This is a genomic window from Halorhabdus utahensis DSM 12940 (genome assembly GCF_000023945.1).
Taxonomy (GTDB): Archaea; Halobacteriota; Halobacteria; order Halobacteriales; family Haloarculaceae; genus Halorhabdus; species Halorhabdus utahensis.
Window position 1 is genome coordinate 2,940,066 of the sequence record NC_013158.1, and the last position, 17,204, is coordinate 2,957,269.

Sequence of the window (17,204 nt, forward strand, 5' to 3'; positions counted from 1 at the left end):
TTACCACACCCTGACGACCAGGTCACAGGCGGTCGTACAGTTGCTGATATCGCTGTTTTGGGTTATCCGGACGGTTCGAACGCTTGTTGCGAGTGGCGCGTCGGACGGCTCGCCTGGACCGGCACTCGCTTCGATCCGTCCGTCTTTGCGGAGCGAAATATTGATCTTGCGCAGGTCCGGGACACCACTCCGGTCACGCAGTTCGCTGACGTAATCGGCATCGAACGTGCCTGTACTCACGTTGAGGGTGCGTTCTCCGGTTATGGTGGCGTTCGTCTCGATGGCTTCGGCCGCGACCTGATCGGCCATGTCATCGCGATCCCCCGACACCGGATCGAAGAACGGATCGAACACCTGGGGAAACAACCAGAAGACTGCCGTTACCGCGATCAGTACCAGCGAGATGCCGAGCAGATAGTCGTATGTCGTCTGGCCGCGGCTACTCATGGTACCTCCGCAGCCGAGGGCGTAGCTGCCGCCAGCCCACCCGGTCGTTTCGTCTTTCTGTTTCCCCCGGATCTAGCTCTTCCGTCAAGTCCCGTACGTTCACGTGTATTACCCCAATCGTTGCGTGACGACGCCCAGAATGCGTTGAACCCGGATGTACTGTCCAATGTGGCTATTCGACACGAAATCCGGATTCCCCCGCTGCATCCGTGTCACGTATATGCGTGTCAATATGTCGACTCCATACTTTAATCCTCCTATCGGGTATTTGTCCAGTCGGTTCGTATTATCTCGTCGTCAGCGTCATCCGACCGATGTTGCGGTACGTGGCCCCTGATTCAGGCAGGCAACATGCTCATTTCTGTCGGTACCGCTTTGACCGAAAGAAGGGGGCGGATCCGGCATTTTCTGAGACTACGATAAAATCACATTTTAAAAGGGCGTAAAAAATACACGTATAGTAAAATAAATAACGTTTATATTTCTACACTGTGTACTGTATTAACTAATATGGGGAATCGAGCAGCCGGGGGACTTTATCGTAAGATCCGTGCAGACGAGCGTAGTGTTTCGGAGATACTCGGGACGGTCCTGATATTTTCGTTCGTAATCTTCCTGTCGGTCGGTCTGATCGTCATCGGGCTCAGCGCCTTCCAGGGCGCGACCGCACAGACCGAGGACCGACTCGCACAGGACTCCATGCAGGAGATGGGCGACCGGTTGCATTCGCTGACTGGCAGTCAGATCGACACCGCAACCGAGTTCGAATTCCCGACCGGAACCGGGGACGATATCAACGCACTTGACGAAGGGGTCGTCAACATCACGATCGAAACACATTCGGATTATGTCGGACTCGTCGAGGCAAGTGATGCCTCGAATTCCACAGAAATAGACCTCGGCACCATCGAGCACGAAGCGGAGGATGGCACGATCACTGCCTATCAAGGCGGGGCACTGTTCGAGAGGCAGGGCGATCTCATCGAGATCCTCCAGGAGCCGACGTTCGATTATCGGGGTGACGCGATCGATCTCTCCTTCCACTCGGTGGACATCGATCAGATTTCGGATGCGGAGTCTATCACGGCAAAACGGCTGCGCAAACAGTCCGAGGACCAGTCCGAAAAGCTTCGGGAGATGATGCGGCCACACTGGAATCTGACGGGCTATAGCGACATCATGGCACCGGTCACGATCACGGTCACGATCGAAAGTGAGTACGCCGACGCCTGGCAGATGTACGCCCAAAACCGGATGACGGAGACGCCCACTGTCAATCGGAATGGAAACGAAGTCGAAGTCGTTTTTGACAAGTTCGACGGGGGGCTTACGTTCAATACGAATCAGACCTTCGACGACGATGTCTTCTATTCGGGAGAGGCAGCATTGACCGGCCTGGTCAACGTCTCGAACGCGACGATCGGTGGTTCGGGCGGGGAAGTCGAGGTCGCCGAAATCGACGGTCATGGTGCAGCATCCCCGAGCCCACATTACATACTGGGCGTATACAACGAAACGGCCAGTGAGTGGATGATATATAATACGACTGATGGTACTGTTCGAACTCTTACGGGAGATGTCGTGACGAACCCGGACTTTCTTGATAGTCCACCTACCCTAAGCAACAACGACACGTACCAGATCGACCCGAAAGACACGTGGACCTGCGTCGTTGATGGGGATCCGAGTAAAACGGATCACGAGGAGTTTGTCGACTACGTCGACACATCCGGTGAGGGCTGTCTCTCGGAGCCGCTGGTCGGGGACGCGCCCGATGATTCGGTGGCCAGTCCACATTTCAACGTGTCGTTCGACGACGTCAGGTTGGCCGGGTCGAAGAACATCAACACTGACGACGTCGTCGCCGGACAGGACAAGATCGAGCTCGATTGGACTGTCGAAAACGACTACGTCAGCAACGGAACGACGCCGGTCGTCCTGCTGTTCAGTGAAAAGGGTTCGAGTGACTGGATCCCGCTTGAGAAGGCGGACGTCACTCTCAACGGGACCGGGGATACCGCATCGGACACGTTCACAGTCAACGCGACGGGGAGCGCCAACGTGACTTTCCAGGTCGCCACGTTGGATACGAACGACAAGTCCCAAGAAATCGAGATCGTCAAACGACCGGAGCGAGGGAAGTTCCAGATCGACAGTCTCTCCGTGAACAAGAATACACTCACCGCCGGCGAGGATCTCCAAGTCGATGTCGAGATCAACAACACCGCATCGATCAGCGACACCCAACTGGTCGAGTTGCAGTTCGACGACAACAGTGGTCCGGCGGCAGTCGCCTGGAAGAAAGTGAGCGTGAACGCCGGAACGACGAAGACGGTGTCGATCAACTGGACGACTACGAACGCTTTCAACACGTCCAACGGCGAGGTGATCGCCGAGACGTATTACGACAACGAATCGGAAACAAACATTACAATCGAAGAGGACACGGGGGCCAACGCCTCTTTCGACGTCACAATTGGAAACGTCAGTCCCGATCCAGCCACGGACGGAGATACCGTCACGGTGGCGACAAACGTCACGAACGTCGGCAACGAGACGTCTGAACAGGACATTGCACTTCTGGCAAACGGAAACATTGCCGACGTTAAACTCAATCAAAATCTTACCAGCAACCAGTCGAAAACCGTCTCTCTGAAATGGGACAGTATTGGATACGGTGGCGAGAATATCATTTTGACTGTGGCCAGTGCCGACGATACGAACCAGACCACAATCTCAGTTCAGGAACTCGAACCGGCGGAATTCCTGATCGACAGCCTTACTGTTCCTAAGACGAACCTCACGGCCAGCGAAGACTTGCAGGCCACCGCCGAAATCAACAACACTGCGAGCCGAAACGAGACGCAGATCGTCGAGATGCAGTTCGACGGGACGCCGGTCGCCTGGAACGAAGTGTCCCTCTCAGCTAACGCAGTTCAGTCGGTGTCTCTCAACTGGACGACGACAAACGCCTTCGAGACCTCCTACGGCACGGTGACCGTCGAGACGTACGATGACAGCGCCGCGGAATCGCCGATCGAGATTCAGAAGGGAATGGAGACGAACGCGACCTTCGCGGTCGATATCGAGAACGTCACGCAACCGATTCACGACGGCGATATCGTCACCGTGGAAGCCAACGTCACGAACGTCGGCAATGAGACGACCGCCCAGGACATCGCGCTCCTCGCGGACGGGAACATCGCTAACGCCACGCTCAACCAATCGCTCTCCCCTGGCCAGTCGACGACGCTCTCTCTGAAGTGGGACAGTAGCAATCGCGGCGGTGAGAATGTCACACTGACTGTGGCGAGTGCTGACGATACGGACAGCGAAACGGTGTCGGTCACGGCGGTCGATCCACCGGATTACAATATTGCCATCGACGACGTGACCGTCGACGGCGATCCGAACGGCGCGGTCGATCCGGGTAATTCCACCGTCACTGTCGAGGCGACCGTCTCCAACAGCGGCGACAGCGAATCCCCGATCGTCTGGCTCGAAGACTTCGAGGATCGCGTCGTGGCGGTCGATGACTCGGTAGGGATAATCGGGATGCGTGCGAGCGATCCTGACAGTACGTCGGTGACGCTCCAGTGGAACGTTCCGTCAGACGTCAATACGACCGACCCGGAGATCACGGTCGCCGTCGATGGTGACGAGGACTCAGAGGAACTCGACATCGAATCCAGGTTTGTGGTTGAGGATATTCAGACGACAAAGGTGAAGAGCTCGGCGTTCAGTGAACTTCAGATCGAAGACGACTCAACTTCTGGAGGGTTTTGGACCTCGGATGAGAGTGAGTTTACCGTCGATTACGAAGTAAATCCGACCTCTGATTTCGACAATGTCACAATTGTGTTCGATGGTGACGGAGGCGTATATGACGAACAAGTATCAACGACTACAGACGGTACTGTGACTCATTCCCGGAATGGGGAATACGGCTCGACGTACGACATTACCGCTCAGATCATGGACGACGGGTCGGTCGTCGAAACAGTCACGAGAGGTGGCGAGGTTGCCGACGGTGACGATCCAGACATGTCTGAGCGGTCCGGTAATCTCGTCGACTCCGTCACTTTCGAGGCTACCATTGAGAATATCGGCGACACGACCGTTTCCGACACTGTCCAGCTATTTGATCCAGCTGGAAACGAGATCGGTGATACGTCAGTTTCCCTTGATGGAGGTGACGATACAACAGTGGTCTTCAATTGGGTTGGTCCTGACCGCACGGGATCAGTGGAGGTCACGACCAAAGACGACTCGGCATCAGAACGCGTGATAATCGAACGCGACGGCCCTGTCTGTGAAGCAGTCTCTTACACCGAAGATTCGGAGGGGCGCTACGAGATCAGCAACGTCGATCAACTGCAGTGTATTAACGAGCACGGCCTCGATGAAGAGTACGTCCTCGTCGACGATATCGACGCTTCAGGAACCGAACACTGGAACGACGGGAAAGGGTTTGACCCGATCGGCCCCGAGGGGCACGATTCTATAAGCATTCCAGAGGATGACCCGTGGGAAACCTTCAGTGGTGAATTCGACGGGAACGGACATACTATTGAAGGACTCTACATCGATCGACCGAGCGAGAACTACGTTGGGCTCTTTGGCGCAACAGATCGCCCGTATGACGATGTACCAGTTGGATACGGTTCGACAGTTGAGAACGTAATACTCGAAGACGTTCACGTCGTCGGAAATATGTACGTGGGCGGACTTGCGGGACAAGCTGGTGGTGAGATTATCAACGCACGTGCTGAGGGTTACGTCGAAGCTGACAAACAGCTGGTCGGTGGACTCATTGGTCTCGGAGCACACGCTGATATAGACAACCGGATCGTTGCTGATGTGGAAGTTGTCGGCGGAAATGTACCGAGCCACCTCAGTGGTGTGCAGGAAGGGAACGCAAAGGGGATCGGTGGGTTGATCGGTCGCGCTGCGTGGGGAACAGAAATCGCCACGGGCTACAGCACAGGAGACGTCACGGGCCCAGTTAATGTTGGTGGGATTATGGGTAGTTCTTCACTGGTCGATTCCGAGTTCGAAGAGATGTACTCGGCTTCCACAGTAACGGCAACTGCTCCTGGTGCTGAGGGCGGTTCAATTGTTGGCATTGTACAGTCTGACGGTGATCGATTTAACGAGGACATGTATTACGATGAGGCTCTCGAGTCTTCTGCCTGGGGAGAAGCAGAAAGATGGACTGGATATTCCATTGTCGACATGGATATTGATGAGGTTGAGCAGACTGACTGGATCGGTCGAACGACCACCGAAATGCAGGGTCTTGACGTGAACGAGCCAGGTCGGTTAGGCAACCTTGACTTCGAAGAAGACGGTGGCCCCTGGGTAGCAGTCCTCGGTGACTATCCCCGCTTCCAGTGGGAGCTTGAGGCCGAAGGCCAGGTCGGAGTCGACATCGACGAAGACAACCTCGATCCCGTCGTGGCAGGTCAGTCACTGACAGTCCCGGTGACACTCACCAACAGCAACTACGAGAACGTTACCCAGACGATCCGGCTCCTCAGTGACGGGACGCCAGTCGATAGCACGAGTGTGACAATCACAGAGCGTACGCCCGGTGGCAATTCCACGACCAAAAACGTCTCTCTCACCTGGAACACGAACGAGGACGACGTCGGACCGACCTCCCTCGAAGTGCGAAGCGAGGACGATACCGATCAGGAAACGATCGAGATTGACGCGCCCGCTGTCGGCGATTACCTTGTCGACTCCGTCAGCGCCAACGATCCGACGACTGCCGGTGACGTTCTCACGGTCACCGCCGACATCAGGTACAACGGCTCAACGAGTCCCAGTCCTGAACTCGTGACCCTCCAGAACTTCGCCGGTGGCGTCGTCGATAGTACGAATGTCACCGGGAACACGACGGTAGCTCTCACGTGGGACACGAGTGAGGGATTGATCTCGGGCGGAAACATCACGGATTCGATCACTGTCGGGACGAGTGACGACACCAATACCACCCAGGTGACGATCGAAGCGGCCGGCGATGGCGAGTTCAACGTGACTGCCGTCTCGACGAACGCTCCCATCACGGAAGGCGAGTCCCTGAACGTCACCGCCGAAATCGAAAACACCGGTACCGAAACCGGCACCCAGGAAGTATTGCTCTGGGACTTCGACGGCAACGCGGTCGATATCGGTGTGGTCAGCCTGAACGCGGGTGACTCGACGACGGTCGATCTCACCTGGCAGACGGCCGTCGGCGACAACGGAACAGGCACAATCGAAGTCATCACCGGCGACGACACGAGGACAGCGACGGTCGACATTACTCCGGCCGGCACCAAGCAATACACCTTCGAACACACCTCAGTCGACGATCCGACCACCGCCGGTGAAACGCTAAATGTTACGGCTGAAGTCTCCTACAACGGCACAGTCTCACCTCCTCCCTCTGAGCCCGTGACGCTTCAGGACTTCGACGGCAATGTTGTCGATCATGAAACAGTCAGCGGAAACAATACCGTGACCCTCCAGTGGGATACCAGCGAGAACCTGGTCACGAGCGGGAGTATCAGCGACGACATCACTGTCGGGACGAGTGACGATATCGAAACGGAGGAGGTTACGATCAACGCCGCAGGCGACGGTGACTTCCAGATTCAGAACCTCGCCACGAACGACCCGGTCACGGAGGGCGATACGCTGGACGTCACCGCTACCGTGGAAAACGTCGGTTCGGAAAACGGCACCCAGAACGTCCTCCTCCGGGACCACGGGGACAACGCAGTCGATATCACATCCGTCTCGCTGGATGCGGGCAATTCGACGACCGTCACGCTCAACTGGAATACGACCGTCGGCGACAACGGTCAGGACGATATCACGGTAACCACCATGGACGACACGGCGACGCAACAGGTCACCATCGAGGAGCAGCCCGAGGAGCAACTCGACGTTGCAATCACGGAAGTGCGGTACAATGGCTCGCAGATCACCAGCGGGACGACGGTAGAGGCAGGAGCCACCCTCGAAGCCGACGTGACAGTCAGCAACGCGACCCAGCAAGTCACGAAGCCGGTGTGGCTCGAGTTCGACGGTGACACGGTTGCGTTCAACTCCGGCGTTACTGTCAATGCAGGTTCGAACACAGACGTAACTCTGACGTGGAGCGTTCACGAGGCGATGAATGGTTCGGATCTCGTTGCGAAGACAGGCCACGATAGTGATCTCTTCGACCTGACGATCGAGCGTGTCCAGACGTCGACGAAGCCGCTGACGTCACCCAGCGGGGAGCCGATCGACGTCGATCTGGAGAAAATCGCGGTCGGGTAATCCTCACCGAATCGAGTTGCCGTTGTGAGGTATTTAGGTGTGAATTCATCTCCGATTCGTCTGATGTACTCTCAGTTGCAAGTTCGAACGGTGTCGCACCCGTCCGATTAGTTGATTCCCGGTGGAGGACATCATCAGCAGAGACAGTCAATCTAAGCTGTCAAAATATCTCAGAAATGTGAATTTTGATAGATCTATGGGGACGATGTTGGGAGTCACTGTTCCGGGTTTTGATTCTGTTCTGTCTGTTTCGTAGTAATCCGATGCTTTTTGCCGCTCCCTCCGGTAGCAGTTGGTAAGCATGGGTCCACGTGAGAATATCACACTGTATAATGCGCCATTTATTGAATTTCATGAAATCATATGAGAGAGTATGACTTTCGAAGGGCTTCGAAAGACGCTCTCTACGGACGACCTTCCTGTCCGTTCCGTTTTATGGAACTCAGTGACTGAGGCTCATACAGATGCAATTCGCAGAGACTATCGTCCCAACGCCGAACTATTCGGGTTGCAAGGCCGGGCGTAGCAGTGCCATCAAGTCAATTCTCGCATTGAGGATCGCTATTACGCGGTTGATTGGGGCCCTCGGAACCCGGATACCGGGAGGCGGACGTGTTCAGCTGCCCTGGGTTGCGGAGCGATCGGCTGTCGAGGACCGTCGTGGTCAGACGAATCTCGACTTTATTCTCGGGGTGACTATTCTAGTCGTCGCCGTTGTATTCGTCTGGTTGTTTTTGCCGAATCTATTCGGCCCGTTCGTCGACGGTGATACCCACAGCGATTCCCTCGCGGCTGAACGGGCAGCAAACAACCTGGCCGAAGACGCGCTCAAGACCCAGCCCGGGGCCGACGAACTTGACGAGGACTGTGTGGTGGCGTTCTTCATGGGAAGCTCATCCGCCCCTGGGTGTGGCTTTTCGGGGAGTACGCTCACGGAACAGATCGGGCTGGGTGAACTCCACTTCGCCAACGTTTCTGCCGAATTCACTAACGGCACGGTCCTTGCGTGGCACGGTCCCGGAGCTGGCGGGTTCAGTGATTCGGGGACGCCGAAACTCAGCAGAGGCGGCACTCACGGGAGTACCAGCGATGTGAGCGTGGCCAGACGCGTTGTTTCGATCGACGGCCAGCGAGCAGTACTCGTTGTAAGGGTGTGGTAACATGGATCGAGGCCAACTGTACACACTCGAAGGTGTGATCGCCGGGATGCTTCTGTTACTGTCATTGCTGTTCGTGGTCCAGGCGCTGGCTGTCACCCCGCAGTCCGTCAACGGTGGGAGCCAGGAGGCCATCAACCAACAGCGAGCAGTCGCGGATACCACACTCCAGTCGATAAACGAGACCACGCTTCGGCGGGCCGTCACGTACTGGGACAGTAGTGATGGCTTCCACTGTACCCCCAGCGATGTCAAATTCTATCCGGGCTACGCCGACACGTCGTCGTGTAACCCGCCGAATCCCGATGCGCTCCCGCCGAATCGATTTGGTGCGATACTGAACGCATCACTCGGGAGCGGCTACAGTTACAATATCGTTGTGTCGTCACAAGACACCTCGAACAATGTCCTGCGTCAGCGAATGGTCTACCAGGGCCAGCCGGGGAGTGGCGCAGTCAGGGCGTCCCGATCGATCCTCGTTTTCGACGACGACCCACTGATTGCAGCAGACGGCTCGGAGAGCGGAACCCAGGCACAGGGTAACCTCTATGGCACCGATAGTCACCCCTCGAACAGCATGTATAACCTTCTGCGTGTGGAGGTGATTGTATGGCGCGGGTGACCGATCGTCGCGGCCAGATGATCCTGATCGGCGGCGTCTTGCTCGCCGTCACGATCATCGCCCTGGCGGTCGTTTTCAACAGTGCGATCTATACCACGGTTCTGGCCGGCGAGAGCCAGGATGATGTTTCGAGCCGTGAACCGCTCGGATTCCAACAGGAAGTCCGCCAACTGGTCGGTGCCACCGTCGAACGCGCGGTACAGCAAAGAAGTTCACTCAATAAGCAAAAGGATTATGTCACGAACAACCTTTCGGCCGTGAGAGAAAATCTCCGTCGGTATCAGGCAGATGCAAACCGTCTTGTTGACGTCTCGGTGGCTTCCAATATTTCCGGTGCATTTATTTATAACTCAACTGGTTCCTTTGTGAACGAAACTGGCCACGATGATTGGGAGGTTGGAACTGGCCTCCGCGTTCGAAACATGTCGTTTGACGTATCTTCGACCTCGGGATTCATTGTCGAGATAACCGGCGATGGTGGAGACGCATACGAGCTCGACATCGGTTCAGACGTCGCTGTGACTGGACCGACTACGTCGAAGACGTGCTCCTGGTCCGGGTCTGGGCACGTCAATATCACTGAAAGCACAATAAACGGTGATCGGTGCAACGCTTTGGACTTCTTCGAGCGTCTCGAAGCACCGTACGACATCCAGTTTCGACAGGGGAGCAATGCTCAGGGCCGATACAGTTTGCTCGTTACGCCATCGGGATCGATTTCAAGTGACGTGGCGAGTCAGGACCGGACTGACCGACTGTTCGGTGTCGATGTTGCGACAGAGTATGTCACCACCGAGATCGACTGGGAAACAACTCTCAGGGTCGCCCCGGGTGAGCCGCCATGACCCCACGACCAGAGAGACGAAAGAAGTGTCGAACGCTCTCCACGGACGACCGCGGCGTCTCCCGGATGATCAGCTACATGCTGACTGTCGGGATCGCGATGGTCCTCATCACCGGATTGTTCACGGCCGGGAGTGCGATTGTCGAGGACCAGCAGGACCAAACGGCCCGGACGCAACTGTCGATCGTCGGCCAGCAGGTCGCCGGGTCGGTCGAAGTCGCTGACCAACTGGTTCGCTCGACTGCTGCCAGGCCGTCTCAGCTTGTCGTGACGCGGTCGCTGCCGGAACGGATCGCTGGATCGGGGTATCGCATCGAAGTTTCCGGCGGTGATACTGTCATTTTGCGCCTGATGGGCGATGATTTGGCTGTCAGTACCCATATCGACGCTGAAACGACAGTGACGGGCAGTGCCCAGGGGGGCACGATCGAAATTGTGCATCAAACTTCAAGCGGAAATCTGGTGATTCAAAATGGGTGAATTTCGCGATCGGGAGCGTGCCGTCAGCGAAGTCTTCGGGTTCATCCTGCTGTTTTCGATCGTCATCTTGTCGATCGGAGCCGTCTCGATTTTCGGTGTGAATAGTCTGAATGAAGGACGAGACGCGGCGCTGATGGATAATATGGAGCGCGGTTTCGAAGGGATGGCGTCCACAATCGATGATCTTGAACCCGGAATGTCACGATCGACGAGTTTGCGTTTGGAGAGTGGGCAGTTACGGATCGGTGAGGAGACTTGGATCAATGTATCAGTTGGAGGGACAAAAGAGATCAAAAACAGCGTCTCCCCGTTGCTCTATACCTTTGACGATGAACGAATAATCTACGTCTCTTCCACAGTATTTCGAGTATCTGAGGAAAGTGGAGTCATCGTCCGGCCACCGGCTTTTGAACTGAGCCAAAGCGGAACTATCATCTCTGTCCAAAATACGATCCCATCACGAGCAATTTCCATTGGTGGTGGAACTGCACAGATGAGATTTACCGCTCAGGCCCCGAAAAACCCTACCGTTGATACAGGTAACTCAGTAGAGATTGATATCGATGCGCCCTCTGAAGCACAAGCAAGTCTGTGGGAATCGGCCTTGGTAGAGCGACTGGTTCGGGGTGGGATGTCAGAATCCACGGCGGAATCTAAATGTAGTCGAGCCGGTAGCAAGGTAGAATGTGTTTACAATGTCAATTCTGGAGAAGATACACTGGTTAGATCAGTCGTGGTATCGGTTGAACTCAGATGAGCAGTTCTCCACACCATCTTCTCCGATGCTATCGTGACTTACTCCTCTTGCACTTCGACTGTCGGATTAGTCACTCGAAGGTAATCAATCTCGTTTGCTCCCGATCCAGAAGAGCCACTACCACCACTACCGCCGCCAGATCGTAATGCGTTGTCAAAGTGGAATTGTGCGTCTTTCGTGATACTGTCAAAGTTTCCGATCATTCCCCCGTAGATGACGGGATCAGCGCTTCCGCTTTTCATCTTCAAGTCGGCATTCGGCGCATCAACCAATCCCGTGAATGTGGAAGCTTTTATACGGAAAGTTTCAGACGGGGGTAAATACCAGGTGAGTGAAGAAGCGGACTGCCTTGGGTTCCTCGTTACGACTTCACTATCCTTATGAATATCCACTTCTCCGTTGGAGTAGATCTCTGCACCGTTCGATCCATTGATTGTGAGGTTCGCTTCTTTCACATCAGTTGGGCCATTTACAAACAGTTGAATAGGGCCATCAGATGTATCAAGTATGATTTTTTCATTTTTTGTCAGATCGATTTCGTCAACGTAGTAATCCCCGGCTTCAAGTTCACATGGACTACAGCCACCATTTTCGATAGCAGAAATATCACCTGATTCGGCAGTGTTGTCGTTTGTGGGGTTCGAAAGTTCGTTGTTTTTCTGGCTGATCAGGTTAGCGTTGTGCTGAATCGAGCTGATGCCCGGGTCTAGTGGGGAATCCGGGGACGAGCTATCTTTTGAAATCGAACCGGAGCTACCACCGACATGAACCTGTCCAGCTACGTTGAGATTACTGGGCTGGCCAGTGATGGATCCGGCCACATGAAGATCTCCCTGAACTCCGACAGTTCCTGGCCCAATATCCAGGTTGTCGCCGGATTCGTCACCGACATAGAAGTCGCCTTGGAACACTTTTCGCTTGTTCGAGGATAGCTCGAGACTACCTTCCGTACTGAAATCGCCATTGACAGTCACTGCTGCCCTCATTTTCGAGTCATCGTCGGACGACGAGATGAGGTCGCCTGCGAAAGTCAGATCACCGCTTCCCGTGATATCCACTTTTCCGGTCGTGAGTACGTGTGAATTGAACGTGTCTCCAGAGCCATCGGCACGAGGATCGAAACTTCCACGAGCGATCGCAGTTGGTAGACCACCATCCCCCTGAGAAGCCGAATACGGACCAACCGTCGAATCGTAGTAATCCATACCCGATTCTGGATCCATCCCAACAGACCCAGTTGACGAGATGGGACCGCTCACTACTGACGGGGTTTTGGGCGACGTCAGCGTCAATTTGACTGTTTTTGAACCAGTTTTGGTTACGTCACCGTCCGCTCTTTTGTTTAAGTACCTCGCCCATCCGTCTGCATACTTGCTATGAACCGTAATCTGAACCTCATTTCCTGGATCTATCGGACCTCTGGGTAGCGTATCTGCCGAAATATTGTTGGATCGGTTGGCAGCGATGCTGTATGATCTCCCCGTCGCGTTCACCCCTTCCAGGGACGTAATCGGAAACGAAAGCGTGGGATTCGGGCCACCCGCATACTCGAAGTCAGGTGGCGACACCATTACGAAGTTCTCGCCGTCGCCCCGCCAGACACCGCCGCCCTGGTACGCAACTTCCTGGCCGTCACGTTCGTACGCATATTTTCCAAGCGTGATCTTCCCCGTCTGATTTTGGACGGTACCCGACGAATCCGTGATTTCGATCTGTATCCAGCCGGAGTTGACGTATTCCCCATCGTCCGGAAGTTTGATAGATGCCTGACTCCCGGAGTGGCCCCGAATAGACGATATCGTCGCGTCGACGTCATTCATCGCTGTCACGGCACTCTCCATCGAAACCACAGACTGGGACTCACTGAGAGAGACTGCCCCGACGCTGACGATGACCATCGACCCCGCAATGACCATGCCAAAAACGAGGGCAAACCCCATCACGCTCGACAGCCCCCGGGACTCTCCCGAACCGTCCGAGGAAAGCCCCATTTTGGAACTCACTATATCAATTACGATAGTCGCCAAGAAATATATTTCGGTGATTGTAGCGGTCTCAAATTCGATTTCGACAAAAATACACTGCTGATAATTTAGGCGTGATGGCTTCCCGGGACTGGTCTCGACTTTCACAGCGGCCATTCGAGATCAGTGTCTCTGACGTGATCGTCCCTCAGTTTCTTCGTGAGCGATATCATTCCGTGCTGCAGTCTGTCCGATGCGACTCCCGGATGCTCGTTTGGCGTCAGTCTGCGACTCGTGTGGTCCGACTCGCGTAAGTGCGGACGAGATCAACCAGTTCCGCGCGGAACTCACTCTCCGTTGGATCGCGGGACAGGGATCGAAAACGCTCCCGGAACTCGTCGAAGCCGATGTGCGGGGCGTCCGTCTCGGCCGCGTATGCCAGGTCGTACAGCCGGTGATCGTCGCCCACGAGTCCGTGGCGTTCGACCAGTGCCAGTGCGAACGCGGCGTTGACCGCGGTGATGTCCGGATCACTCGTAGCCGAAACGCGCTCCCAGGTCACCGAATCGGGCTGGCGATCCGCGACTGCAGCGGCGACACCCGCTTCGAGAAAGTCCACCAGCTTTGCCGCGGGCGCGACGTCGATCCAGACGTCGTCGGCGTAGATGTCCCGTGCGTGATTGGCGATCTGATAACATTGGGTCACCGTGCGTCGTTCGACGCTTCGGCCGGACAGCGCAAGGAACAGTACCTCCTCGGTCGACAGCGAGTGAGAGGGATGGCCCCGCTCTGCGTGATGCATATGTGCAAACTCGTGGAGGATGATCTCTCTCGCCAACGCGCTCGTTGCGGCGTGTCGGGAAATCGTGAGTTGATGCCCATCGGCGTCGTGACTGACGCGCGTTCGCTCGTCAGGCTCACTGGTGATCCGAACTGTCACGGGCCGGTCGAGATCGTGCTCCGTTCGAAAGAGGTCCCGTGCTCCCAGAAACGGGGCTGTCGGCCCTGTGCCGTCGAACTGCAGGTCCATGTGGATAATTACCAAGGGTTTGCTGCGTATGACTCTTCGGGTAGCAGTCGGTCCGCCGGGTTGGGGTCTGCCGACTATCGAAACAGTCGGTGTGTCCGCCGATCTCTCGCTCGGGGGACGCTGTCACCTGGATTTGACCGTTCGCGTGTCTTTGACACGCTTCACGCGGAAACACTACCCTTTTACCGTGCCTGCCGATAGAATCGGGTATCATGGGCCGACGTAAGAAAATCGTACAGGAATGTGAGACACTGATGGACAAGCCGGAGAACATCCGGAACATCGCCATCGCGGCTCACGTCGACCACGGAAAGACGACACTGACTGACAATCTCCTCGCTGGCGCGGGCATGATCTCCGACGAGACCGCCGGAGAACAGCTCGCGATGGACACCGAGGAGGACGAACAGGAACGCGGCATCACCATCGACGCGGCGAACGTTTCGATGACCCACGAGTACGAGGACACTAACCACCTCATCAACCTCATCGACACACCCGGCCACGTCGACTTCGGCGGGGACGTCACCCGCGCGATGCGGGCTGTCGACGGCGCGCTGGTGGTTGTCGACGCCGTCGAAGGGGCAATGCCCCAGACTGAGACGGTTCTCCGGCAGGCACTCCGTGAGGGTGTCAAACCGACCCTGTTCATCAACAAGGTCGATCGCCTCATCTCGGAGCTTCAGGAAGGGCCCGAGGAGATGCAGGAGCGACTCGTCTCTGTCATCCGCGACGTCAACGAACTCATTCGCGGGATGACCGAGGAAATGGACGACATCAACGATGACTGGACGGTCTCCGTCGAAGAGGGCACCGTCGGGTTCGGTTCGGCGCTGTACAAGTGGGGCGTCTCGATGCCCTCGATGCAGCGTACCGGGATGGACTTCGGCGAGATCATGGAGCTCGAACGCGCCGACAAGCGCCAGGAACTCCACGAGCGGACGCCACTCAGCGACGTCGTGCTCGACATGGTGTGCGAGCACTTCCCGAATCCCGTCGACGCACAGCCCCGACGTATTCCGCGTATCTGGCGTGGCGACGCTGACAGTGAGGTTGCCGAGCAGATGCAGCTGGTCGATGAGGATGGCGATGTCGTGCTGATGGTTACTGACATCGGTGTCGACCCCCACGCCGGCGAAGTCGCCGCCGGGCGTGTCTTCTCCGGGACGATCGAGGAGGGCCAGGAGCTGTACGTCTCCGGGACTGCGGGCAAGAACCGCGTCCAGAGTGTCGGGGTCTACATGGGCGGCGAGCGCGAGGAAGTTGAGGAGGTCCCGGCCGGCAACATCGCCGCCGTCACCGGCCTGAAGGACGCCATCGCCGGTTCGACCGTCTCCAGCCTTGAGATGACGCCGTTCGAGTCGATCGAGCACATCTCCGAGCCGGTCATCACCAAGAGCGTCGAGGCCCAGCGGATGGACGACCTGCCGAAGCTCATCGAGACGCTCCAGCAGGTCAGTAAGGAGGACCCGACCATCGAGATCGAGATCAACGAGGACACCGGCGAGCACCTCATCTCCGGGCAGGGCGAACTTCACCTCGAAGTCGTCACCCAGCGCATCGAGCGCAACCAGGGCATCCCGATCACGACCGGCGAACCGATCGTCGTCTTCCGGGAAGCCCCCCAGGAGTCCAGCCGCGAGGTTGAGGGCATCTCGCCGAACCGCCACAACCGCTTCTACATCACCGTCGAGCCACTCGAGGAGGACATCGTCGACGCGATCCAGCTCGGCGAGGCCTCGATGGACATGCCCGAACTGGAGCGCCGTGAAGCACTCCAGGAGGCCGGCATGGACAAGGACACGTCCCAGAACGTCGAGCACATCCACGGGACGAACGTCATCATCGACGACACGAAGGGGATCCAGCACTTGAACGAGACGATGGAACTGGTCCTCGAAGGCTTCGAGGAGGCCCTCAACGACGGGCCGCTGGCTGCCGAGCCGGTCCAGGGCTCGCTCATCCGGCTGCACGACGCCCGCCTCCACGAGGACGCCATCCACCGCGGTCCGGCCCAGGTCATCCCGGCCGTCCGCCAGTCGCTGCACAACGCCCTGATCGACGCCGAGATCCGCCTGCTTGAACCGATCCAGGACGTCCGCATCGACGTGCCCAACGAACACATGGGCGCGGCGAGCGGCGAGGTCCAGGGTCGTCGTGGCCGCGTCGACGACATGTACCAGGAAGGCGATCTGATGGTCGTCGAGGGCATCGCGCCCGTCGAGGAGATGATCGGCTTCTCCTCAGACATCCGGAGTGCGACCGAGGGCCGTGCCTCCTGGAACACGGAGAACGCCGGCTTCCGCGTCATGGCCGACAACCTCCAGCCCGAGACGATCACGCAGATCCGCGAGCGCAAGGGCATGAAGACGGAGCTACCCGAAACGATCGATTACTTCTAGAGACGACCTTTTTACTTCGTCGGGGTCGCGCAAAGCGCGACCCACTCCTCGCAAAAAGCTCGGCCAAAAACATCTGCGAGCGAGTCGGCGACTCGCTCGCAGGGTTCTCGTGAGCGACAGCGAACGAGAGCTCGTCAGAGCTCTGCTCTGACGGTGAAACGACGGCGCAAGCGCCGTCGTATGCAGG

The 17,204-nt window shown here is 56.7% G+C and carries 10 protein-coding genes; 7 read left to right on the top strand and 3 right to left on the bottom strand.

All coding sequences use genetic code 11. From position 1 onward, the window contains the following. The gene (locus tag HUTA_RS14035) at nucleotides 1–447 is read right to left on the bottom strand and encodes a DUF7287 family protein (RefSeq protein WP_015790588.1); all 447 of its coding nucleotides are present in this window, start codon (nucleotides 445–447) and stop codon (nucleotides 1–3) included. A gap of 510 nt (nucleotides 448–957) precedes the next feature. Between HUTA_RS14035 and HUTA_RS14040 the strand changes: the two genes are divergently transcribed. The 6 genes from HUTA_RS14040 (at nucleotide 958) to HUTA_RS15410 (ending at nucleotide 11,621) form a co-directional block, all read left to right on the top strand. Then, the gene (locus tag HUTA_RS14040; protein WP_015790589.1) at nucleotides 958–7,761 is read left to right on the top strand and encodes a CARDB domain-containing protein; all 6,804 of its coding nucleotides are present in this window, start codon (nucleotides 958–960) and stop codon (nucleotides 7,759–7,761) included. A gap of 464 nt (nucleotides 7,762–8,225) precedes the next feature. Beyond that, nucleotides 8,226–8,921 (top strand): DUF7287 family protein, encoded by a 696-nt coding sequence (locus tag HUTA_RS14045; RefSeq protein ID WP_015790590.1) that lies wholly within the window; start codon nucleotides 8,226–8,228, stop codon nucleotides 8,919–8,921. Nucleotide 8,922: 1 nt separating this feature from the next. Continuing rightward, a complete protein-coding gene (locus tag HUTA_RS14050; RefSeq protein ID WP_015790591.1) occupies nucleotides 8,923–9,540 on the top strand; it encodes a DUF7288 family protein in 618 nt (205 codons plus the stop codon). After that, nucleotides 9,528–10,385: a DUF7261 family protein gene (locus HUTA_RS14055; RefSeq protein WP_015790592.1), complete on the top strand. Its 858-nt coding sequence runs from the start codon at nucleotides 9,528–9,530 to the stop codon at nucleotides 10,383–10,385. The genes HUTA_RS14050 and HUTA_RS14055 overlap by 13 nt, the downstream gene beginning before the upstream one ends. After that, the gene (locus HUTA_RS14060) at nucleotides 10,382–10,864 is read left to right on the top strand and encodes a DUF7266 family protein (protein WP_049941366.1); all 483 of its coding nucleotides are present in this window, start codon (nucleotides 10,382–10,384) and stop codon (nucleotides 10,862–10,864) included. Before HUTA_RS14055 ends, HUTA_RS14060 begins: the two co-directional genes overlap by 4 nt. Continuing rightward, nucleotides 10,857–11,621, top strand: coding sequence for a DUF7289 family protein (locus HUTA_RS15410; RefSeq protein WP_015790594.1), 765 nt, complete (start codon nucleotides 10,857–10,859; stop codon nucleotides 11,619–11,621). The genes HUTA_RS14060 and HUTA_RS15410 overlap by 8 nt, the downstream gene beginning before the upstream one ends. Before the next feature lie 38 nt (nucleotides 11,622–11,659). On the opposite strand, the gene HUTA_RS14065 is transcribed toward HUTA_RS15410, so the two are convergent. After that, nucleotides 11,660–13,762 (bottom strand): DUF7289 family protein, encoded by a 2,103-nt coding sequence (locus HUTA_RS14065; protein ID WP_015790595.1) that lies wholly within the window; start codon nucleotides 13,760–13,762, stop codon nucleotides 11,660–11,662. Between the two features lie 103 nt (nucleotides 13,763–13,865). Continuing rightward, entirely contained in the window at nucleotides 13,866–14,615 is a 750-nt protein-coding gene (locus HUTA_RS14070) for a DUF5781 family protein (protein WP_015790596.1), read from the bottom strand. 212 nt (nucleotides 14,616–14,827) lie between these two features. On the opposite strand from HUTA_RS14070, the gene HUTA_RS14075 reads away from it, so the two are divergent. Then, entirely contained in the window at nucleotides 14,828–17,017 is a 2,190-nt protein-coding gene (locus HUTA_RS14075; protein WP_015790597.1) for an elongation factor EF-2, read from the top strand. Nucleotides 17,018–17,204: the final 187 nt, after the last annotated feature.